This window comes from Pseudomonas koreensis, from assembly GCF_012986595.1.
Classification (GTDB): Bacteria; Pseudomonadota; Gammaproteobacteria; order Pseudomonadales; family Pseudomonadaceae; genus Aquipseudomonas; species Aquipseudomonas koreensis.
Genome location: NZ_JAAQYM010000001.1, coordinates 641,727 through 662,216 on the forward strand (window position 1 = coordinate 641,727; position 20,490 = coordinate 662,216).

The 20,490-nt window shown below is 61.6% G+C and carries 16 protein-coding genes; 11 read left to right on the forward strand and 5 right to left on the reverse strand.

Features of this window, described 5'->3' with window-relative positions:
• Positions 1-16 precede the first annotated feature (16 nt).
• Positions 17-1,648, reverse strand: a complete 1,632-nt coding sequence (locus tag HBN98_RS03120; protein ID WP_083366881.1) for a Na+/H+ antiporter — start codon at positions 1,646-1,648, stop codon at positions 17-19.
• A 287-nt stretch (positions 1,649-1,935) separates the two neighbouring features.
• Here HBN98_RS03120 and HBN98_RS03125 point away from each other — a divergent pair, with 287 nt between their 5' ends.
• From HBN98_RS03125 to HBN98_RS03140, 4 genes are all read left to right on the forward strand, one after another.
• Entirely contained in the window at positions 1,936-2,298 is a 363-nt protein-coding gene (locus tag HBN98_RS03125) for an ArsC family reductase (protein ID WP_003222107.1), read from the forward strand.
• A 33-nt stretch (positions 2,299-2,331) separates the two neighbouring features.
• Positions 2,332-3,366, forward strand: a complete 1,035-nt coding sequence (gene dapD / locus HBN98_RS03130; RefSeq protein ID WP_064586175.1) for a 2,3,4,5-tetrahydropyridine-2,6-dicarboxylate N-succinyltransferase — start codon at positions 2,332-2,334, stop codon at positions 3,364-3,366.
• A gap of 133 nt (positions 3,367-3,499) precedes the next feature.
• Positions 3,500-4,705, forward strand: coding sequence for an aminotransferase class V-fold PLP-dependent enzyme (locus tag HBN98_RS03135; RefSeq protein WP_083366882.1), 1,206 nt, complete (start codon positions 3,500-3,502; stop codon positions 4,703-4,705).
• Positions 4,702-5,106: a SufE family protein gene (locus HBN98_RS03140; RefSeq protein WP_083366883.1), complete on the forward strand. Its 405-nt coding sequence runs from the start codon at positions 4,702-4,704 to the stop codon at positions 5,104-5,106. Before HBN98_RS03135 ends, HBN98_RS03140 begins: the two co-directional genes overlap by 4 nt.
• A gap of 142 nt (positions 5,107-5,248) precedes the next feature.
• Here the strand turns inward: HBN98_RS03140 and tcdA are convergent, their stop codons facing one another.
• Positions 5,249-6,061, reverse strand: a complete 813-nt coding sequence (tcdA, locus tag HBN98_RS03145) for a tRNA cyclic N6-threonylcarbamoyladenosine(37) synthase TcdA (protein WP_373292934.1) — start codon at positions 6,059-6,061, stop codon at positions 5,249-5,251.
• Between the two features lie 387 nt (positions 6,062-6,448).
• Between tcdA and HBN98_RS03150 the strand changes: the two genes are divergently transcribed.
• The 4 genes from HBN98_RS03150 to HBN98_RS03165 all read left to right on the forward strand — a co-directional run bounded on the left by HBN98_RS03150 (position 6,449) and on the right by HBN98_RS03165 (position 11,656).
• Positions 6,449-9,037 carry a glycosyltransferase gene (locus tag HBN98_RS03150; protein ID WP_083366885.1) on the forward strand — a complete coding sequence of 863 codons (2,589 nt, stop codon included), beginning with the start codon at positions 6,449-6,451 and terminating at the stop codon, positions 9,035-9,037.
• A gap of 205 nt (positions 9,038-9,242) precedes the next feature.
• Complete coding sequence (gene dapE / locus HBN98_RS03155; RefSeq protein ID WP_064586170.1) at positions 9,243-10,394, forward strand: succinyl-diaminopimelate desuccinylase; 1,152 nt, start codon at positions 9,243-9,245, stop codon at positions 10,392-10,394.
• Positions 10,394-11,203 carry a putative RNA methyltransferase gene (locus HBN98_RS03160; protein WP_083366886.1) on the forward strand — a complete coding sequence of 270 codons (810 nt, stop codon included), beginning with the start codon at positions 10,394-10,396 and terminating at the stop codon, positions 11,201-11,203. The genes dapE and HBN98_RS03160 overlap by 1 nt, the downstream gene beginning before the upstream one ends.
• Positions 11,204-11,278: 75 nt before the next feature.
• Positions 11,279-11,656 (forward strand): hypothetical protein, encoded by a 378-nt coding sequence (locus HBN98_RS03165; protein ID WP_083366887.1) that lies wholly within the window; start codon positions 11,279-11,281, stop codon positions 11,654-11,656.
• A 91-nt stretch (positions 11,657-11,747) separates the two neighbouring features.
• Here the strand turns inward: HBN98_RS03165 and HBN98_RS03170 are convergent, their stop codons facing one another.
• Entirely contained in the window at positions 11,748-11,957 is a 210-nt protein-coding gene (locus tag HBN98_RS03170; RefSeq protein ID WP_007908870.1) for a cold-shock protein, read from the reverse strand.
• A 237-nt stretch (positions 11,958-12,194) separates the two neighbouring features.
• On the opposite strand from HBN98_RS03170, the gene plsB reads away from it, so the two are divergent.
• The 3 genes from plsB to HBN98_RS03185 all read left to right on the forward strand — a co-directional run bounded on the left by plsB (position 12,195) and on the right by HBN98_RS03185 (position 15,922).
• Positions 12,195-14,696, forward strand: coding sequence for a glycerol-3-phosphate 1-O-acyltransferase PlsB (gene plsB / locus HBN98_RS03175; protein WP_083366888.1), 2,502 nt, complete (start codon positions 12,195-12,197; stop codon positions 14,694-14,696).
• Between the two features lie 116 nt (positions 14,697-14,812).
• Entirely contained in the window at positions 14,813-15,211 is a 399-nt protein-coding gene (locus HBN98_RS03180) for a YbaY family lipoprotein (protein ID WP_003222082.1), read from the forward strand.
• 21 nt (positions 15,212-15,232) lie between these two features.
• The gene (locus HBN98_RS03185; RefSeq protein WP_083366889.1) at positions 15,233-15,922 is read left to right on the forward strand and encodes a DUF4197 domain-containing protein; all 690 of its coding nucleotides are present in this window, start codon (positions 15,233-15,235) and stop codon (positions 15,920-15,922) included.
• 63 nt (positions 15,923-15,985) lie between these two features.
• Here the strand turns inward: HBN98_RS03185 and HBN98_RS03190 are convergent, their stop codons facing one another.
• Together HBN98_RS03190 and HBN98_RS03195 are read right to left on the reverse strand one after the other, a co-directional pair.
• Positions 15,986-16,372 carry a DUF6124 family protein gene (locus HBN98_RS03190; protein WP_083366890.1) on the reverse strand — a complete coding sequence of 129 codons (387 nt, stop codon included), beginning with the start codon at positions 16,370-16,372 and terminating at the stop codon, positions 15,986-15,988.
• 1,046 nt (positions 16,373-17,418) lie between these two features.
• Positions 17,419-20,490, reverse strand: coding sequence for an efflux RND transporter permease subunit (locus HBN98_RS03195; protein WP_083366891.1), 3,072 nt, complete (start codon positions 20,488-20,490; stop codon positions 17,419-17,421).

The window sequence follows — 20,490 nt, forward strand, 5'->3', positions numbered from 1 at the left end:
AGCAATATGTCCGGCATCACTTCACTGATCCGAGATTCGCCTCACTCAAGTCCAGTTCGCCCAACACTTCCCGCAGCACGTCATCGCCAATCTGGTGCTGACGGCTGAGGCTATACAGCTCCAGGCGTTGCGCCCGCAGTGCCTTCAAACGCAAGCGGCGTTCCAGCAGATCCATCTGGAACGCCAGCGCCTGGGCTTCGGCCGAATCGTTGAAGACGTCGAGCTGATGCCGGTACTCGGACATGATCCGCGCCTTCAGTTCCGCCGAAAGCGCGGCCTGCGCAGCGTCCTGCGGGCCGACCTCTTCGGTTTCCAATGCATGAATGGCCGCCTCGGCGGTCTTGCGCCAGGCATCGCGCACTTCCTGGCGGCGCTTGTCGTCCGGACTTTTCTCGATACCGCGCAAGAGCAACGGCAAGGCGATGCAGGCGCAGATCAGCGACAGCAGAATCACCCCCGCAGCGATGAAAATCAGCAGATCACGCTCGGGGAACGCCTCGCTGCCCATCAACATCGGCACCGACATCACACCGGCCAGCGTTACCGCCCCGCGCACACCGCCGACGGTCAGCAGCCAGCAGGAGCGGGCCGTGGGCACTTGGGTGAGGGCGCCCTTGCCGCGCCAACGCCGCAGCAACACTGATAGACGCCAGATGCTCTGCACCCAGACAAAGCGCAACAGCACCAACGCCAGGAAAATCGCCACCACGTCGAGGCCGCGATACAACAGCGTCGGCCACAGCGTCGGTTCATGACTGACCACGGCCTTGATGATGTCCGGCAATTGCAGGCCGAGCAGCAGGAAGATCAGACCGTTGAAAGCAAACTCCAGCAATGACCAGACGCTGCGATTGAGCAGGCGGGTGCTGGTCTGTCGTGGCAACAGATCGAGCCAGCTCTGCATCATCCCCGCCGCCACCGCGGAAAGAATGCCTGAAGCCCCCAAGCGCTCGGCCAGCACGTAAGCGGCGAACGGCAGCAGCAACATGAACACCACGTGGGTGGCCGGATCGTCCCAGCCGCGGGCGATCATCCACGCGCGCAAGCGCCCGACCAGCCAGCTCAGCACCACGCCGACCGCCAGCCCGCCGACCGCCACCAGCACGAACGTCAGGCTCGCATTGGCCAGCGAGAACACCCCGGTCACGGCCGCCACCAAGGCGAACTTGAACGTCACCAGGCCCGACGCATCGTTCATCAGCGCCTCGCCTTGCAGGATGTGCATCAGCGGCGTCGGCAAGCGGTTTTGCGAAATGGCCGAGACCGCCACCGCGTCGGTCGGCGACAGCACGGCAGCGAGTGCGAAGGCCACCGGCAGCGGAATGCTCGGCAACAGCCAGTGAATGAAATACCCGGCGCCGACCACGGTGAACAGCACCAGCCCGACCGCCAGCGTCAGGATCGGGCCGCGCAAATGCCAGAACTCGCGCTTGGGCATGCGCCAACCGTCGGAAAACAGCAGCGGCGGCAAGAACAGAAACAGGAACAGTTCGGGGTCCAGCGCCACGTGCAGGCCCAGCGTTGGCCAGGCCAGCAACGCACCGGCGGCGATTTGCACGAGGGGCAGCGGCAGCGGGATGACCCGGCCGACCAGCCGCGAGACGCTGACCAGCATCAGCAGGATCAGGCCGGTATAGGCGGTTTGCATAAAGCGGAAATCTCAGACAATCGACAGCGTTGAACTGCCATATTAGCGGCTTAGGATGCGTCTGGCCGTTGCACCTATGTCGCACGCCGACACTGATCCCCGTGTAGGAGCTGCGGCACGCTGCGATCTTTTGATGTTAAAAACAGAATCGAAAGATCGCAGCCTCGTTTCACTCGACAGCTCCTACAGGGATTTGTGCAGGGTAATGAAGCCGGGCGCCCGAAACGCTTTGGTCATGGCATAATCCGACACCATTTTTTTCCAGCACCTGTAAAGGGGGCGATTCCTTGACCGTTTCAAGTAAAACGTTGCACCTTTTCGGCATCAAAGCCTGCGACACCATGAAGAAGGCGCGCACCTGGCTCGATGAACACGCTGTCAGCTACGACTTCCACGATTACAAAACCGCCGGTATCGACCGTGAGCACCTGACCCAATGGTGTGACGAGCACGGCTGGCAAACGGTGTTGAACCGTGCAGGCACGACCTTTCGCAAACTCGACGACGAACGTAAAGCCGATCTCGACCAGTCGAAAGCCATCGAACTGATGCTCGCTCAACCCTCGATGATCAAGCGCCCGGTGCTCGATCTCGGTGACCGAACCCTGATTGGCTTCAAGCCAGACATCTACGCGGCCGCACTCAAGTAAAGCAGCCCGTCACTTATTGCTAGAGGTATTCACATGTCCAAATCCCTGTTCAGCATCGCCTTTGGTGTCGGCACTCAGAACCGTCAAGGCGCGTGGCTGGAAGTGTTCTACGCCCAGCCGCTGCTCAACCCGTCGGACGAACTGGTCGCCGCCGTTGCGCCGATCCTCGGCTACACCGAAGGCAACCAGGCCATCACCTTCACCACCGCGCAGGCTGCGCAACTGGCTGAAGCGGTCAAAGGCATCGACGCCGTTCAAGGCAAGCTGCTGACCCGTCTGGCCGAGAGCCACAAGCCGCTGGTCGCCACCCTGCTGGCCGAAGACGCACAGCTGACCTCGACACCTGAGGCCTACCTCAAGCTGCACCTGCTGTCCCACCGTCTGGTCAAGCCGCACGGCGTGAGCCTGGCCGGGATCTTCCCGCTGCTGCCGAACGTCGCCTGGACCAGCCAGGGCGCGATCGACCTGAGCGAACTGGCCGAGCTGCAACTCGAAGCCCGTCTGCGCGGTGAGTTGCTGGAAGTGTTCTCGGTGGACAAGTTCCCGAAAATGACCGACTACGTGGTGCCGGCCGGCGTGCGTATCGCTGACGCCGCACGTCTGCGTCTGGGTGCCTACGTGGGCGAAGGCACCACCGTGATGCACGAAGGCTTCATCAACTTCAACGCCGGCACCGAAGGCCCGGGCATGATCGAAGGCCGCGTGTCCGCTGGCGTATTCGTCGGCAAGGGTTCGGACCTGGGCGGCGGCTGCTCGACCATGGGCACCCTGTCGGGTGGCGGTAACATCGTGATCAAGGTTGGCGAAGGCTGCCTGATCGGCGCCAACGCCGGTATCGGTATTCCGTTGGGCGACCGCAACACCGTCGAGTCGGGCCTGTACGTGACCGCCGGCACCAAGGTGGCGCTGCTGGACGAGCACAACAATCTGGTCAAGGTGGTGAAAGCCCGCGAGCTGGCGGGTCAGACCGACCTGTTGTTCCGTCGCAATTCGGAAACCGGTGCCGTGGAGTGCAAAACCCACAAATCGGCGATCGAGCTGAACGAAGCGCTGCACGCTCACAACTAAGCGTTAAACGATTCACTGTAGGAGCGAGCCTGCTCGCGATGCTTTTTGGCGTCCTCACGGGCGCCATCGCGAGCAGGCTCACTCCTACAGGGTTTGGCGTAAATCCCGCCCCTCTTCACCAGGGCTAAAAACTGTGATGATTCCCTCCCCCTGGCGCGCCGACTTTCCGGCCATCGCCGCCCTGCAACGGCAAGACCAGACCTATCTGGACAACGCCGCCACCACGCAAAAACCGCAAGCCCTGCTTGACGCACTGACCCATTACTACGCCAACGGCGCGGCCAATGTTCATCGTGCGCAACACCTGCCCGGGGCTCACGCGACACAGGCGTTCGAAGACAGTCGGCTCAAGGTTGCCCAGTGGCTCAATGCCGGTGACAGCGGGCAAATCATCTTCACCCACGGCGCCACCAGTGCGCTGAATCTCCTGGCGTATGGCCTGGAACATTTTTTCCATCCGGGCGATGAAATTGTCATCAGCGCCCTGGAGCATCACGCCAACCTGCTGCCGTGGCAGCAACTGGCGCAACGTCGCGACCTGAAACTGGTGATCCTGCCGCTGGACGCCGACGGCGTGATCGACCTCGACGCCGCCGCAGGCCTGATCGGTCCACGCACCCGCTTGCTGGCGGTCAGTCAGTTGTCCAACGTGCTCGGTGCCTGGCAACCGCTGCCGGCGCTGCTGGCGATGGCCAAGGCGCAGAACGCGCTGACCGTGGTCGATGGCGCGCAAGGTGTGGTGCACGGTCGCCACGACGTGCAGGCGCTGGGTTGCGACTTCTATGTATTTTCCAGCCACAAGCTGTACGGCCCCGATGGCCTCGGCGTGCTGTTCGGGCGCAACGAGGCGCTCGAGCACCTGAAGCCGTGGCAGTTCGGCGGCGAAATGGTGCTGGAAGCCAATTATCACGATTCACGCTTCCGCCCTGCCCCGCTGGGTTTCGAGGCGGGTACGCCGCCGATTGCCAGCGTGATCGGCCTCGGTGCGACCCTCGACTATCTGGCCGGGCTGGATCAGGACGCGGTGTCGGCCCATGAAGCGGCACTGCACGACTATCTGCTGCAAGGCCTCGCCGCCCGCAATGGCACTCGCCTGCTGGGCAAGCCGCAACTGGCGCTGGCGAGTTTTGTCGTCGACGGTGTGCACAACGCCGACCTGGCGCACCTGCTGACCGAGCAAGGCATCGCCGTGCGCGCCGGGCATCACTGCGCCATGCCGTTGCTGAAAAGCTTCGAGCTGGCCGGGGCGATTCGGGTGTCGCTGGCGCTGTACAACGATTCCGAGGATCTGGAGCGTTTCTTTGAAGCGCTGGATCAGGCCTTGGAGTTGTTGCGATGAGCCTGCCGCGGGCCGCTGCCGAAGCGCTGCAGACCTTTCAGAACGCTGCCGGTTGGGAACAACGGGCGCGATTGCTGATGCAGTTCGGTGATCGTCTGCCGCCGCTGGACGATGCGGATAAAAACGACGCCAACCGCGTGCATGGTTGTGAAAGCCAAGTGTGGCTGGTGGGCTCGCTGAATGCCGGCCACTGGCAGTTTTCGGCAAGCAGTGATGCACGGATGATTCGCGGGTTGGTGGCGTTGTTGCTGTTGCGGGTCAATGGCCTGAGCGCTGCTGGATTGCAGCAAGTTGATCTGCCGGACTGGTTCAATCAGCTGGGGCTGTCGCGGCAGTTGTCGCCGTCGCGCAGCAATGGCTTGAATGCCGTGCTCAAGCGGATGAATGAGCTGGCAGGTTAACCCTGTGGCGAGGGGATTTATCCCCGATGGGCTGCAAGGCGGCCCCAAAATCTACACATGCGGTCTGCCTGACACTCCGAGGAAGCAGATCTGGGGGCGCTTCGCACCCCATCGGGGATAAATCCCCTCGCCACAAGATTTGCTAGCTAGTCGGTTTAATGCGATCCGCCGGGCGCCGAACACCCGCCACAATCTTGTCCACCGCCTTGGTCGCCGCGACCATGCCGAACGTTGCCGTGACCATCATCACCGCGCCAAACCCGCCAGCGCAGTCGAGTTTCACGCCATCGCCGACAAAACTCTTCTGCAAACAGATGCTGCCGTCCGGTTTCGGATAGCGCAGCTGTTCGGTGGAGAACACGCACGGCACGCTGTAATGACGGGTCACGGTGCGCGAGAAGCCGTAGTCACGACGCAGGGTCGAACGCACTTTCGAGGCCAGTGGGTCGTTGAAGGTACGGTTGAGGTCGCACACTTGAATCAGCGTCGGATCGATCTGCCCGCCGGCGCCGCCGGTGGTGATGATCTGGATCTTGCGGCGCTTGCACCAGGCGATCAGCGCAGCCTTGGCGTTGACCGCGTCGATGCAGTCGATCACGCAGTCGATGTCTGGCGTGATGTATTCGGCCATGGTGTCGCGGGTGACGAAGTCGGCCACCGCATGCACCGTGCAATCCGGGTTGATCCCGCGCAGGCGCTCGGCCATTACCTCGACCTTGGGTTTGCCGACGGTGCTGTCCAGCGCATGCAACTGGCGGTTGGCGTTGCTGACACAGACGTCGTCCAGATCGAACAGCGAAATCTCGCCCACGCCGCAGCGGGCCATGGCTTCCGCCGCCCAGGAACCGACGCCACCGACGCCGACAATCGCCACATGGGCCGCACGCAGGCGCTCGAGGCCCTCGATGCCATACAAACGGGCGATGCCTGCAAACCGTGGATCTTCTGTACTCATGACCATTACCCCAAAAACCGGCGCGCATTATAGGGCTGTCGGCGGCCAAGAGCATCTTTGACGCTATGAGCGGCAACCACAGCCGTTTTCACACAACCTTTGTGGCGAGGGAGCTTGCTCCCGCTGGGTCGCGAAGCGGCCCAAAAAAGCGGCCTGCTGCGCAGTCCAGCGGGCGCAAGCTCCCTCGCCACAGGAAATTGATGCCACACTGAACAAAGTTTTCTCTTACAAGCTGTTACTAAAGAACTTAAATCAGGTTGGACTGCCCAATGTCCGGCATTTCCCTGTCTGGTGTACGAGCGGTGAACTGCCGGTGTAGGATTCGCGCCCTTTTGGCGTAAGCCGATCCGTTCCTTCGTTCCACAGCCTTTGGAACCCGAAATAGCTATGTCATCGCGTAAATTTGGTCTCAACCTGGTGGTGGTTCTGGCAATCGCCGCCCTGTTCACCGGTTTCTGGGCGCTGATCAACCGCCCGGTCTCCGCGCCCGACTGGCCGGAGCAGATCTCCGGTTTCTCCTATTCGCCATTCCAGCAGGGACAATTCCCACAGAAGGATCAATATCCGACTGACGATGAAATGCGCCGCGATCTGGAGATCATGAGCAAGCTGACGGACAACATCCGCATCTACTCGGTCGACGGTTCGCTGCAGGACATCCCGAAACTGGCGGAAGAGTTCGGTCTGCGCGTGACCCTCGGGATCTGGATCAGCCCCGATCAGGAACGCAACGAGCGGGAAATCCAGCGCGCCATCGAACTGGCCAACACTTCGCGCAGCGTGGTTCGCGTGGTGGTCGGCAACGAGGCGATCTTCCGCAAGGAAATCACCGCCGAACAACTGAGCGTGCTGTTGGATCGGGTACGCGCAGCGGTGAAAGTGCCGGTGACCACCTCCGAGCAGTGGCACGTCTGGGAAGAACACCCGGAACTGGCCAAACACGTCGACCTGATCGCCGCGCACGTGCTGCCTTACTGGGAATTCATCCCCGTCGACAAGGCCGGGCAGTTCGTCTTCGACCGTGCCCGCGACCTGAAAAAGATGTTCCCGAAAAAGCCGTTGCTGCTGTCCGAAGTCGGCTGGCCGAGCAACGGCCGCATGCGCGGTGGTGCCGATGCGTCGCCAGCGGATCAGGCTATTTACCTGCGTACGCTGGTCAACAAGCTCAACCGCCAAGGCTTCAACTACTTCGTGATCGAAGCCTTCGATCAGCCGTGGAAGGCCAGTGACGAAGGTTCGGTGGGCGCGTATTGGGGCGTGTTCAACGCCGCGCGCCAGCAGAAATTCAACTTCGAAGGCCCGGTGGTAGCGATCCCGCAATGGCGCGTGCTGGCCATCGGTTCGGTAGTGCTGGCGCTGCTGTCGCTGACCCTGCTGATGATCGACGGCTCGGCGCTGCGTCAGCGTGGCCGTACCTTCCTGACCTTTATCGCGTTCCTCTGCGGTTCGGTGCTGGTGTGGATCGGCTACGACTACAGCCAGCAATACAGCACGTGGTTCAGCTTGACGGTGGGTTTCCTCCTGGCGCTGGGTGCGCTCGGGGTGTTCATCGTGTTGCTCACCGAGGCGCATGAACTGGCCGAAGCGGTGTGGATTCACAAGCGTCGACGTGAATTCCTGCCGGTGATCGGTGATTCGGACTACCGGCCGAAAGTCTCGATTCACGTGCCCTGCTACAACGAGCCGCCGGACATGGTCAAACAGACCCTCGACGCCCTGGCGGCCCTTGATTACCCGGACTATGAAGTCCTGATCATCGACAACAACACTAAAGACCCGGCCGTGTGGGAACCGGTGCGCGACTACTGCGCCACCCTCGGCCCGCGCTTCAAGTTCTTCCACGTTGCGCCATTGGCAGGGTTCAAGGGCGGCGCGCTGAACTACCTGATTCCGCACACCGCCAAGGACGCCGAAGTCATTGCCGTCATCGACTCCGACTATTGCGTGCATCCGAACTGGCTCAAGCACATGGTGCCGCACTTCGCCGATCCGAAAATCGCCGTGGTGCAGTCGCCGCAGGATTATCGCGACCAGAACGAAAGCACCTTCAAGAAGCTCTGCTACGCCGAATACAAAGGCTTCTTCCATATCGGCATGGTCACCCGCAACGACCGTGACGCGATCATCCAGCACGGCACCATGACCATGACCCGCCGTTCGGTTCTGGAAGAACTGGGCTGGGCCGACTGGTGCATCTGTGAAGACGCCGAACTGGGTCTGCGCGTGTTCGAAAAAGGTCTGTCGGCGGCGTATTACCACGACAGTTACGGCAAGGGCCTGATGCCGGACACCTTCATCGACTTCAAGAAACAGCGTTTCCGCTGGGCCTACGGCGCGATCCAGATTATCAAGCGTCACACCCGCAGCCTGCTGCGCGGCAAGGACACCGAGTTGACCCGTGGCCAGCGTTACCACTTCCTCGCGGGCTGGCTGCCGTGGGTCGCGGACGGCATGAACATCTTCTTCACCGTCGGCGCACTGTTGTGGTCGGCGGCGATGATCATCGTGCCGCAACGGGTCGATCCGCCACTGCTGATCTTCGCAATCCCGCCATTGGCGCTGTTCGTGTTCAAGGTCGGCAAGATCATCTTCCTGTACCGTCGCGCCGTCGGCGTGAACCTCAAGGATGCGTTCTGCGCGGCGCTGGCCGGCCTGGCGTTGTCGCACACCATCGCCAAAGCGGTGCTGTACGGTTTCTTCACCAGCAGCATTCCGTTCTTCCGCACACCGAAAAACGCCGACAACCACGGCTTCTGGGTGGCGATTTCCGAGGCCCGGGAAGAGCTGTTCATCATGCTGCTGTTGTGGGGCGCGGCGCTGGGGATCTACCTGGTGCAAGGCATTCCGAGCAACGACATGCGCTTCTGGGTGGCGATGCTGCTGGTGCAATCGCTGCCGTACGTCGCGGCGCTGATCATGGCGTTTCTCTCGTCGCTGCCAAAACCGGCGCCGGAGCCTGAAGCGGCCGCCGCTTGATCAGTTATTGTTGAACGTCAAACGGCGGCCTTCGGGTCGCCGTTTTGCATTAGAATGGTCGCCTTTTTCAATGCCAACACATCCTGTAGGAGTTGCCGCAGGCTGCGATCTTTTGATCTTGCTGTAGATTCTAAAAAACAAAATCAAAAGATCGCAGCCTGCGGCAGCTCCTACAGGTTTACCGTGCGCACCCCGGAGTTATTACATGACGGCCCACGCCGACCTTTCGCCGACCCTCCAACTCGCCATCGACCTGATCCGCCGTCCGTCCGTGACGCCGGTCGACGCCGATTGCCAGAAGCAGATGATGCAGCGCCTGGGCGATGCCGGTTTCACCCTCGAGCCGATGCGCATCGAAGACGTGGACAACTTCTGGGCCACACACGGTAACGGCGACGGCCCGGTGCTGTGCTTCGCCGGCCACACCGACGTGGTGCCGACCGGTCCGGTGACGGCCTGGCAGATCGACCCGTTCAACGCCGTCATCGACGAGCACGGCATGCTCTGCGGCCGTGGCGCGGCCGACATGAAAGGCAGCCTGGCGTCGATGACCGTGGCCGCCGAACGTTTCGTCGCCGACTACCCGAACCACAAAGGCAAGGTCGCCTTCCTGATCACCAGCGACGAAGAAGGCCCGGCGCACCACGGCACCAAGGCTGTGGTTGAACGTCTGGCGGCGCGCAACGAGCGTCTGGACTGGTGCATCGTTGGCGAACCGTCGAGCACCACGCTGGTAGGCGACGTGGTGAAGAACGGTCGGCGCGGCTCCCTCGGTGCCAAGCTCACCGTGCGCGGTATTCAGGGCCACGTGGCCTACCCGCATCTGGCGAAGAACCCGATCCACCTCGCCGCTCCGGCACTGGCCGAACTGGCCGCCGAGCACTGGGACCACGGCAACGACTTCTTCCCGCCGACCAGTTTCCAGATTTCCAACATCAACTCCGGCACCGGCGCGACCAACGTGATCCCGGGTGATCTGGTGGCGGTGTTCAACTTCCGTTTCTCCACCGAATCCACCGTCGAAGGCTTGCAGAAGCGCGTGGCCGATATCCTCGACAAGCACGGCCTGGACTGGCACATCGACTGGGCGCTGTCCGGCCTGCCGTTCCTCACCGAGCCGGGCGCGCTGCTCGACGCGGTGTCGTCGAGCATCCGCGACATCACCGGCCGCGAGACCAAGGCGTCGACCAGCGGCGGCACGTCCGATGGCCGTTTCATCGCGACCATGGGCACCCAAGTGGTTGAACTGGGCCCGGTCAACGCGACCATTCATCAGGTCAACGAACGCGTACTGGCGGCCGATCTCGACGTGCTGACCGAGATCTACTACCAGACCCTGATCAAGTTGCTCGCCTGATGCTCGCGTGCCCGATCTGCAGTGAACCGCTGAACAGCGTGGACAACGGCGTGGTCTGCCCCGCCGGCCACCGCTTCGACCGTGCGCGCCAGGGTTACCTGAACCTGTTGCCGGTGCAGCACAAGAACAGCCGCGACCCTGGCGACAATCAGGCGATGGTGGAAGCGCGCTGCGACTTCCTGAATGCCGGGCATTACGCGCCGGTGGCCAAACGTCTGGCCGAGCTGGCGGCGGGTTATGCGCCGGCACGCTGGGTCGACATCGGCTGTGGCGAGGGTTACTACACCGCGCAAATCGCCGAGGCCTTGCCGGATGCCGATGGCTACGCGCTGGACATCTCCCGCGAGGCGGTCAAACGCGCCTGCAAGCGCAACCCGGCGCTGACCTGGTTGATTGCCAGCATGGCCCGCGTGCCGTTGGCGTCGGGCAGTTGCCAGTTTCTCGCCAGCGTCTTCAGCCCGCTGGACTGGCAAGAAGCCAAGCGTCTGCTCAGCGTCGGCGGCGGCCTGATGAAGGTCGGCCCGACCAGCGGCCACCTGATGGAGCTGCGCGAACGCCTGTACGACGAAGTGCGCGAATACACCGACGACAAGCATCTGGCCCTGGTGCCCGAAGGCATGGCGCTGGCGCACAGCGAAACCCTGGAATTCAAGCTGACGCTGGACAAGCCCGAGGATCGCGCCAACCTGTTGGCGATGACCCCCCACGGCTGGCGCGCCAGTGCCGAACGCCGCGCCGCGGTGATCGAACAGGCCGAGCCGTTCGTGACCACCGTGTCGATGCGCTACGATTATTTCGTTCTTCAATAACTTATGGTCTCGGGCGAGTGCCCGGGGCCGGCTAAATCCGCGAATGGATTTTTCAGACCCGCAGTGAGGACATCCATGCGCCAACCGGATATCGAGATTTACCTGAAAGACGCCGACGTCGACCACAAGGCGATTTCCGCCTGGCTCGGCGAAGCACTGGGCCCGTGCAGCGACTGGGTACAGAAAGGCCAGACCTGGAAGTGCAAGGCCGGCAACATCCCGGTGACCTGGCTGCCGAAAGCCGTGGGCAAGTGGAACAGTCTGTATCTGGAAAGCGATGCGACCCCTTGGGACGACGACATCGCCTGCGCCCGCGCCGCGTTTGCCGCGCTGAACGTCGAAGTGCGCTGCGCTCCGGGGACGTGGGTCGAGGAAGAAGGTGAAGAGACAGCGGATCGCTGGATTCGCATCAGTGCCGACGGTGAAGAAGAGATCACCTGGAAGACCGCCTAAAAGCAAAAGATCGCAGCCTCCGGCAGCTCCTACAGGGTCATGTGTACACCTGTAGGAGCTGCCGGAGGCTGCGATCTTTTGATCTTCAAGGTTACAGGCCTACAACATCCTCAGCCTGCAAACCCTTCTCGCCGGTAATCACCGCGTACTCGACCTGCTGCCCCTCGGTCAGCGACCGATGCCCTTCACCGCGAATCGCGCGGTAGTGCACGAACACGTCCACCCCGTCCTCGCGCTGAATGAAGCCGTAGCCCTTGGCGTCGTTGAACCACTTCACATTGCCGGTTTCACGTGTTGCCATCTGTTCATACTCCTTTTTTATTATTGAACAGGCTTTTCGCAGGAAAGCCTTAGCGGAACGTCAGACTGCGCCCGACGTCCATAAAGGGCCCCGGCGACAGATTGCCGAGTATATGACAGGCACGAAAACTCTCAACAGGAGTTTACTTCGCCGCTTTTTTGCCGATTTTCGGCGAATACGGCAAACTGTCGACCGCCCGAGCAGTTGCTCGGTTTTATTCACTCACGCAGAAGCCGTATGACCCGTTCCCCGTTCCGCCGTCTTGTGTTTGGCACCTTGCGCCGACTGTTGTACCTCTGGGTTCGCTCCGAGACGATCAACCAGTCGTCGCTCACCCTCAACCTCGACCGCAGTCGTCCGGTGTTCTACGTCCTGCAAAACCCCTCGCTCACCGATCTGGCGGTGGTCGATACCGAGTGCACCAAGGCCGGCCTGCCACGTCCGGTGTTGCCGGTGTCGGTGGGTTCGCTGATCGAGCCAGCGGCGTTCTTCTACCTGACGCCGGACCCGGACTGGCTCGGCCGTCAGGACAAGCGCGGTGCGCCGCCGACCCTGACCCGACTGGTCAGCGCCCTGACGCAAAACGCCGCCGAAGACGCGCAGATCATTCCGGTCAGCGTGTTCTGGGGCCAGTCGCCGGACAGCGAAAACAGCCCATGGAAGCTGTTGTTCGCCGATAGCTGGGCGGTCACCGGGCGCTTGCGCCGGCTGCTGAGCATCATCGTCCTGGGGCGTAAAACCCGTGTGCAGTTCTCGGCGCCGATTCACCTGCGCGAACTGATCGAGCACAACAAGGGCCACGAACGCACCGTGCGCATGGCCCAGCGCATCCTGCGCGTGCACTTCCGCAACCTGAAGGCGGCAGTAATCGGCCCGGACATCTCGCACCGACGCAATCTGGTCAAGGGCCTGCTCAACCAGCCACTGGTCAAACAAGCGATCCTCGAGGAAGCCGAGCGCGAGAACATCTCCCCGGAAAAGGCCAAGGCCCAGGCGTTGCGCTACGGCAACGAGATCGCCTCGGACTACACCTACACCGCGATCCGCTTTCTTGAAGTGGTGCTGAGCTGGTTCTGGAACAAGATCTACGACGGCATCAAGGTCAACCACATCGAAGGCGTGCAGCAGGTCGCTCAGGGTCACGAAGTGATCTACGTGCCGTGCCACCGCAGCCATATCGACTACCTGCTGCTCTCGTACTTGCTGTTCCGCAACGGCCTGACCCCGCCGCACATCGCCGCCGGGATCAACCTGAACATGCCGGTGATCGGCAGCTTGCTGCGCCGTGGCGGCGCGTTCTTCATGCGTCGCACGTTCAAGGGCAATCCGCTGTACACCTCGGTGTTCAACGAATACCTGCACACCCTGTTCACCAAAGGTTTCCCGGTCGAGTACTTCGTCGAGGGCGGCCGCTCGCGCACCGGGCGCATGCTGCAACCGAAAACCGGCATGCTCGCCATCACGATGCGCAGCTTCCTGCGTTCGTCGCGGATGCCGATCGTCTTTGTACCGGTGTACATCGGTTATGAGCGCGTGCTGGAAGGTCGCACTTACCTCGGCGAGCTGCGCGGCGCGAGCAAGAAGAAAGAGTCGATCTTCGACATCTTCAAAGTCATCGGCGCGCTCAAGCAGCGCTTCGGCCAGGTCGCGGTGAACTTCGGCGAGCCAATCAAACTCGCAGAATTCCTCGACAGCGAACAGCCGGGCTGGCGCCAGCAGGAACTCGGCCCGCAGTACAAACCGGCATGGCTCAACGAGACCACTAACCGCCTCGGCGAGAAAGTCGCGCAGCACCTGAACGAAGCGGCGGCGATCAACCCGGTCAACCTGGTGGCGCTGGCGCTGCTCTCGACCACCCGCCTGGCGCTGGACGACCGCGCCATGGCGCGGGTGCTGGACCTTTACCTGGCGCTGCTGCGCAAAGTCCCGTATTCGCCGCACACGACATTGCCGGAAGGCGATGGCCGCGCGCTGATCGAGCATGTGAAAGACATGGACCTGCTCGCCGAGCAGAACGATGCACTGGGCAAGATTCTCTATCTGGACGAGCAAAACGCCGTCCTGATGACCTACTACCGCAACAACGTGCTGCACATCTTCGCGTTGCCGGCGCTGCTGGCGAGCTTCTTCCAGAGCACCTCGCGCATGAGCCGCGAACAGATCCTGCGCTACACCCGCGCGCTGTACCCGTACCTGCAGGCGGAACTGTTCATTCGCTGGAGCCTGGACGAACTCGACGCTGTGGTCGATCAATGGCTGGAAGCCTTCGTCGAGCAAGGACTGCTGCGGTTCGAGAAGGAGGTGTACCTGCGCCCCGCGCCGAGTTCGCGACACTTTGTGCTGCTGACCCTGCTGTCGAAAAGCATCGCGCAGACCCTGCAGCGCTTCTACATGACCGTCTCGCTGCTGCTCAACGCCGGGCAGAACAGCATCAGCGCCGAAGAACTGGAAGACCTGTGCACGGTCATGGCCCAGCGCCTGTCGATCCTGCACGGCCTGAATGCCCCGGAGTTCTTCGACAAGAGCCTGTTCCGCCACTTCATCCAGACCCTGCTCGACCTCGACGTGCTGCGTCGCGACGAAGCCGGCAAGCTGAGCTACCACGAACTGCTCGGCGAATTGGCCGAGGGCGCGGCCAAACGCGTGTTGCCGGCGGATATTCGCTTGTCGATTCGACAGGTGGCGTTGCATCGCAGTGAAGATGCGGCGGATCAACCGGCCATACAGCCACAAGCCTGATGTAAACCTGGTGGGAGCGAGCTTGCTCGCGAAGGCGTCGTGTCAGTCGGCATCACTGTCGTCTGACACACTGCTATCGCGAGCAGGCTCACGCCTACAATTGAATGGAGAACACTATGAAAAAACTGACTCTGCTTGCCGCCGCCACCCTGCTCAGCGCCTGCCAGTCGACCACCCCCGCCGGCAAAGTCGGCCTCGACGGCGAAGTGTTCTACCTGCAGCGCATCGCCCTGCCACCGAGCGCAACCCTCAGCGTGAGCCTGCAGGATGTCTCGCTGGCCGACGCCCCGGCCGTGGTGCTCGACGAACAGAAAGGCCCGGTCAAAGGCCAGGTGCCGCTGCCGTTCCATTTGAGCTACGATCCGGCGCAGGTCAAACCCGGCCACCGCTACTCGGTCAGCGCGCGCATCGAAGTCAACGGCGAACTGATGTTCATCACCACCGAAAACCACGCCGTGCAACTGGACGGCAACGATCCGCAGCCGCTGAAAATCCGCGTCGACGCGATTCGCTAATTGTCTATCAAGGAAGCTGCCATGTTCCGCCCTACCCTTCGCTTCGCCGGCCTGTGCGCGGGCTTGCTGATCTCCGCCAACGTGCTCGCGCTGTCGCTCAGCGACCTGTCGCAACAAGACGCTACCGGCGGTCTCAAGGACGCCCTGACCCAAGGCGCGCAACTGGCCGTCAAACAACTGGGCACCCCGGGTGGCTTCAGCAACAACCCGGAGGTGAAAATCGAACTGCCGGGCAAACTCGGTAAAGCCGCCAGCAAAATGAAAGCCTTCGGCATGGGCGCCCAGGTCGAAGAACTCGAAACCGCGATGAACAAGGCTGCGGAAAACGCCGTGACCCAGGCCCAGCCGATCCTCGTCGACGCCGTGAAAAAAATGAGCGTGGCCGACGCCAAAGGCATCCTCAGCGGCGGCAACGACTCGGCCACCCAATACCTGGACAAAACCAGCCGCGAACAGATCCGCGCCAAGTTCCTGCCCATCGTCAAACAAGCCACCGACAAGGTCGGCGTAGCGCAGAAATACAACGCCTTCGCCGGCCAGGCCGCGACCTTTGGCGTGGTGGACGCAAAGAGCGCCAACGTCGAAAACTACGTCACCGAACAAGCGCTGAACGGCCTGTTCGAAATGATCGGCAAACAGGAAGAAACCCTTCGCAAGAACCCGGCCGCTGCGGCGACTGGCCTTGCCAAGAAAGTGTTCGGCACATTGTAATTTTTGCCGCTGCACGCAAAAGCCCGCTGAACCTGTGAAGGTCAGCGGGCTTTTTATTACTTGTCAGCCTTGCGGATCGACTTGATCGAGAACGCGGTTTACCGACAGCTCAGCGAGCGAAATCATCTGCTGGATGCCAAGCAACTGACTGCACGTCGGACCGCTCAAGGTAAACGCCAACTCAGCGGCCATGACATTGGCTGAGGCGAGTGTTTCACAGGCATGGGCCAGCAGGGTTTCCGAATCGACTTCAGGGATGACGGTGAAGATTGTGCTGGGATGGCCGACGGGTTTTGGTGGTTTATCCGCAGGCCTCAGATAGTGATCAAGGGCACGCAGGGCCGCATCGTGAAGCTTTCTTGAATCGAGGAAGGCGTAGGGGGAAACGGGGTCGGTGGGCCGTTCCGGGGTGGTTTCGGGTTCTGGGGGGTTGGGGGTGTGTTTGAACATGGTGGAACTCCTGAAGTAGTGGAGCCGCCACAGTTCGCTGCGAAACGAATGTAGGGTGGCAGCTGTACGCAGGTTCGCAGACCGGGACTTCAGGCACCCGGCATACCCGAAGGTATCCCGCGCACAACCGCCATGACACAGGCACAAAAAAGCGCCCGCTTTCGGATGGTGGACGCTGTGCGTCTGAAGTTTAACCGGGCTGCGAAACCCGGTCGCTGATTTTTGCAGCGACAGACTCAGGCTAGAGATCGCGCGTCCGACGGGCAACCTGAAAACCTTGTGGGAAGGTTCTGGTTTTTTCACACATTCTTAAACGCAACCAGACTCAATGCAGGAGCTGCCGAAGGCTGCGATCTTTTGATCCGGCTTTTGATTTTGAAAAGCCAAGGTCAAAAGATCGCAGCCTTCGGCAGCTCCTACAGGAGATTGGGTGTGGTCCGTTGGAGATTGGTCGGCTTTCAGGCCGCCATCGCGAGCAGTCCAGTTCCCACAATGGGATTGGGTGTGGTCCGTCGGAGATTGGTCGGCTGACAGGCCGCCATCGCGAGCAGGCTCGCTCCCACAGTTAGATTGAGTGCATTCAGCTGGAGACTGGTCGGCTGTCAGGCCGCCATCGCTGGCAAGTCGAATCGTCGCACCGCAGCTCCCACAGAAATCAACAGCAGACCGCATCCGCTTCTCACCACTCAACAGGATGAGCGTTAGCTCGGCTGCAGCTCTTGATCTGAAAGGCCCCTTCGGCAGGCTGAGTGGAGGGGTTTATCCGGGGGTGGGAGCGCAGCGACCGTTTGGCGAAGCCAAACACATCGAGAGGAGGTGCAGCGAAGCAAACCGTAGACGATGCCCCCGGATGAACCCCGTAACGAAGGAACCCGAGCCACGGCGAGGGCCGAACGCCGGGGCCCAGCGTTTTGGTTACTTTTGGGCGTCTGCAAAAGTGACCCGCTGTAAGAGCGGAACCGCCAGCGGCAACACCCAAAACAACGGATATTCACAAAGAACAACCAGAGCATGGTCGGCCCGAAGGCCGCCACGCAAACCTCAAATCAAACGGAGTCTTTGCGAACCCGGAACCAAGCCGCATACAAAGCAGGCAAAAACAACAGCGTCAACGCCGTAGCCACAATCAACCCGCCCATAATCGCCACCGCCATCGGCCCAAAAAACACACTGCGCGACAAAGGAATCATCGCCAGCACCGCCGCCAAAGCCGTCAACACGATCGGCCGAAACCGCCGCACCGTCGCCTCGATAATCGCCTCCCAAGGCGTCAGCCCCGAAGCAATATCCTGCTCGATCTGATCAACCAGAATCACCGAGTTGCGCATGATCATCCCCGACAGCGCAATCGTCCCCAGCATCGCCACAAACCCGAACGGCTGCCGGAACACCATCAGAAACAACACCACCCCGATCAACCCCAGCGGCGCCGTCAGAAACACCATCGCCGTACGCGAAAAACTGCGCAACTGCACCATCAGCAAGGTCAGCACCACCACAATGAACATCGGCACCCCGGCATTCACCGACTTCTGACCCCGCTCCGAGTCCTCCACCGTACCGCCAACTTCCAGCAAGTAACCATCGGGCAATTCGGCGCGAACCGGATCAAGTGTCGGAGCGATCTGCTTGACCAGCGTCGCCGGCTGCTCCTTGCCATAAATATCCGCACGCACCGTCACCGTCGGCAGACGATTGCGGTGCCAGATGACGCCTTCCTCAAAGCCGTATTCCAGCGTGGCAATCTGCGACAACGCCACACTGCGACCGTTATCGGTCGGCACCGCTAGGCTCGGCAGCAACGACAGCTCGGTGCGTTCATGCACCGTGCCGCGCAGCAGAATCTCGATCAATTCATTGTCTTCGCGGTACTGGCTGACACTCGAACCCGTGAGCGAACTCTGAAGGAATTTCGCCAGATTGGCCGTGCTCACGCCCAACGCCCGGGCACGGTCCTGATCGATGTTCAGGTACACCACCTTGCTCGGTTCTTCCCAGTCCAGGTGCACATTGACCACGTGTGGATTCTCGCGAACCTTGGCCGCCACTTTGCGCGCCAGCGCGCGGACTTCGTCGATGTGTTCACCCGTGACACGGAACTGCACCGGATAGCCGACCGGCGGGCCGTTTTCCAGACGTGTCACCCGCGAGCGCAAGGCCGGGAATTGCTCGTTCAAGGTGCTGATCAACCACGTGCGCAGGGTCTCGCGCTCCTCGATGTTTTTCGCCAGCACCACAAACTGGGCGAAGCTCGCCGCAGGCAGTTGTTGGTCCAGCGGCAGGTAGAAACGCGGCGAACCGGTGCCGACATACGCCACATAGTTATCGATGCCGGCGTGATCCTTGAGCATCGCTTCCAGGCGTTTGACCTCGGCCGTGGTGTTGGCCAGCGACGCGCCCTCGGCCAGTTTCAGATCGACCATCAACTCCAGTCGATTGGAGGCCGGGAAGAACTGCTGCGGCACGAAACGAAACAGCATCACCGACGCGATGAACAGCCCCACCGTCGCCACAATCACAGTCTTGCGGTGCGCCACACACCACGCCACCAGGCGCCGAACCCGCTGATAGAACGGCGTGCCATACGGGTCCGCGTGGCCGTCAACCGTACCGTGTTTGGCGGCGTGAATCTTCGCCAGGTCCGGCAGAAGTTTTTCCCCCAGATACGGCACGAACATCACCGCGGCCACCCACGAGGCGAGCAACGCGATGGTCACCACCTGGAAGATCGAGCGAGTGTATTCGCCGGTGCCGGACTGCGCCGTGGCGATCGGCAAAAAGCCTGCGGCGGTGATCAGCGTACCGGTGAGCATCGGGAACGCGGTGCTGGTCCAGGCATAGCTCGCCGCCTTGATCCGGTCGAAGCCCTGCTCCATTTTGATCGCCATCATTTCCACGGCGATGATCGCGTCGTCCACCAGCAAGCCCAGCGCCAGCACCAGCGCGCCGAGGGAAATCTTGTGCAGGCCGATGCCGAGGTAATACATGCAGGCGAACGTCATCGCCAGCACCAGCGGAATGGTCAGCGCGACCACCATGCCGGTGCGCACACCAAGGGAGAAGAAGCTCACCAGCAACACGATCGCCAGCGCCTCGACCAGCACTTGGACGAACTCGCCAACCCCGGTTTTCACCGCTGCCGGTTGGTCGGACACTTTGCGCAGTTGCATGCCGGCCGGCAGGTTTTTCTGCAGACGCGAGAACTCGCCTTCCAGCGCCTTGCCCAGCACCAGAATATCGCCGCCATCCTTCATCGCCACCGCGAGGCCAATGGCGTCTTCGCCCATGAAGCGCATGCGCGGCGCTGGCGGGTCGTTGAACCCGCGATGCACATCGGCGACATCGGAAATGCGGAACGTCCGGTCACCGACCCGGATCGGGAAATTCTTAATCTCGTCCACGGTCCGGAAATTCCCCGAGACCCGCAGTTGCAAGCGCTCGCTGCCAGTCTCGAAGAAGCCGGCGGTGGACACCGCGTTCTGTTCTTCCAGCGCCTGCTGCACGGCGGCCAGCGGCAAGCCGAGGGTGGCGAGTTTAACGTTGGACAGCTCGACCCAGATCTTCTCGTCCTGCAAACCGAGCAGATCGACCTTGCCGACATCCTTGACCCGTTGCAGCTGGATCTGGATACGGTCGGCGTAATCCTTGAGCACCGCGTAGTCGAAACCGTCGCCGCTCAGCGCATAGATGTTGCCGAACGTGGTGCCGAATTCGTCGTTGAAAAACGGCCCCTGAATCCCCGGCGGCAAGGTCTGGCGAATGTCGCTGACCTTTTTGCGCACCTGATACCAGAGGTCGGGGATGTCCACCGAATGCATGGAGTCGCGGGCAATGAAGGTGACCTGGGATTCACCCGGGCGGGAGAACGACACGATGCGTTCGTACTCGCCGGTTTCCATCAGTTTCTTTTCGATGCGCTCGGTGACCTGACGCGAGACTTCTTGCGCGGTCGCGCCCGGCCAGCGGGTCTGGATCACCATGGCCTTGAAGGTGAACGGCGGGTCTTCGCTCTGGCCCAGTTTGGTGTAGGACAAGGCGCCGACGATGGCCAGCAAAAGCATCAGGAACAGTACGATCTGGCGATTACGCAGCGCCCATTCGGAAAGGTTGAAGCGCAT

Excerpts from the sequence above, each read along its gene's own strand:
- HBN98_RS03120 (WP_083366881.1), bottom strand. The coding sequence starts at position 1,648 with ATGCAAACCGCCTATACCGGCCTGATCCTGCTGATGCTGGTCAGCGTC.
- dapD (WP_064586175.1), top strand. The coding sequence starts at position 2,332 with ATGTCCAAATCCCTGTTCAGCATCGCCTTTGGTGTCGGCACTCAGAAC.
- HBN98_RS03140 (WP_083366883.1), top strand. The coding sequence starts at position 4,702 with ATGAGCCTGCCGCGGGCCGCTGCCGAAGCGCTGCAGACCTTTCAGAAC.
- tcdA (WP_373292934.1), bottom strand. The coding sequence starts at position 6,061 with ATGAGTACAGAAGATCCACGGTTTGCAGGCATCGCCCGTTTGTATGGC.
- HBN98_RS03150 (WP_083366885.1), top strand. The coding sequence starts at position 6,449 with ATGTCATCGCGTAAATTTGGTCTCAACCTGGTGGTGGTTCTGGCAATC.
- dapE (WP_064586170.1), top strand. The coding sequence starts at position 9,243 with ATGACGGCCCACGCCGACCTTTCGCCGACCCTCCAACTCGCCATCGAC.
- HBN98_RS03160 (WP_083366886.1), top strand. The coding sequence starts at position 10,394 with ATGCTCGCGTGCCCGATCTGCAGTGAACCGCTGAACAGCGTGGACAAC.
- HBN98_RS03165 (WP_083366887.1), top strand. The coding sequence starts at position 11,279 with ATGCGCCAACCGGATATCGAGATTTACCTGAAAGACGCCGACGTCGAC.
- HBN98_RS03170 (WP_007908870.1), bottom strand. The coding sequence starts at position 11,957 with ATGGCAACACGTGAAACCGGCAATGTGAAGTGGTTCAACGACGCCAAG.
- plsB (WP_083366888.1), top strand. The coding sequence starts at position 12,195 with ATGACCCGTTCCCCGTTCCGCCGTCTTGTGTTTGGCACCTTGCGCCGA.
- HBN98_RS03180 (WP_003222082.1), top strand. The coding sequence starts at position 14,813 with ATGAAAAAACTGACTCTGCTTGCCGCCGCCACCCTGCTCAGCGCCTGC.
- HBN98_RS03185 (WP_083366889.1), top strand. The coding sequence starts at position 15,233 with ATGTTCCGCCCTACCCTTCGCTTCGCCGGCCTGTGCGCGGGCTTGCTG.
- HBN98_RS03190 (WP_083366890.1), bottom strand. The coding sequence starts at position 16,372 with ATGTTCAAACACACCCCCAACCCCCCAGAACCCGAAACCACCCCGGAA.
- HBN98_RS03195 (WP_083366891.1), bottom strand. The coding sequence starts at position 20,490 with ATGCGCTTCAACCTTTCCGAATGGGCGCTGCGTAATCGCCAGATCGTA.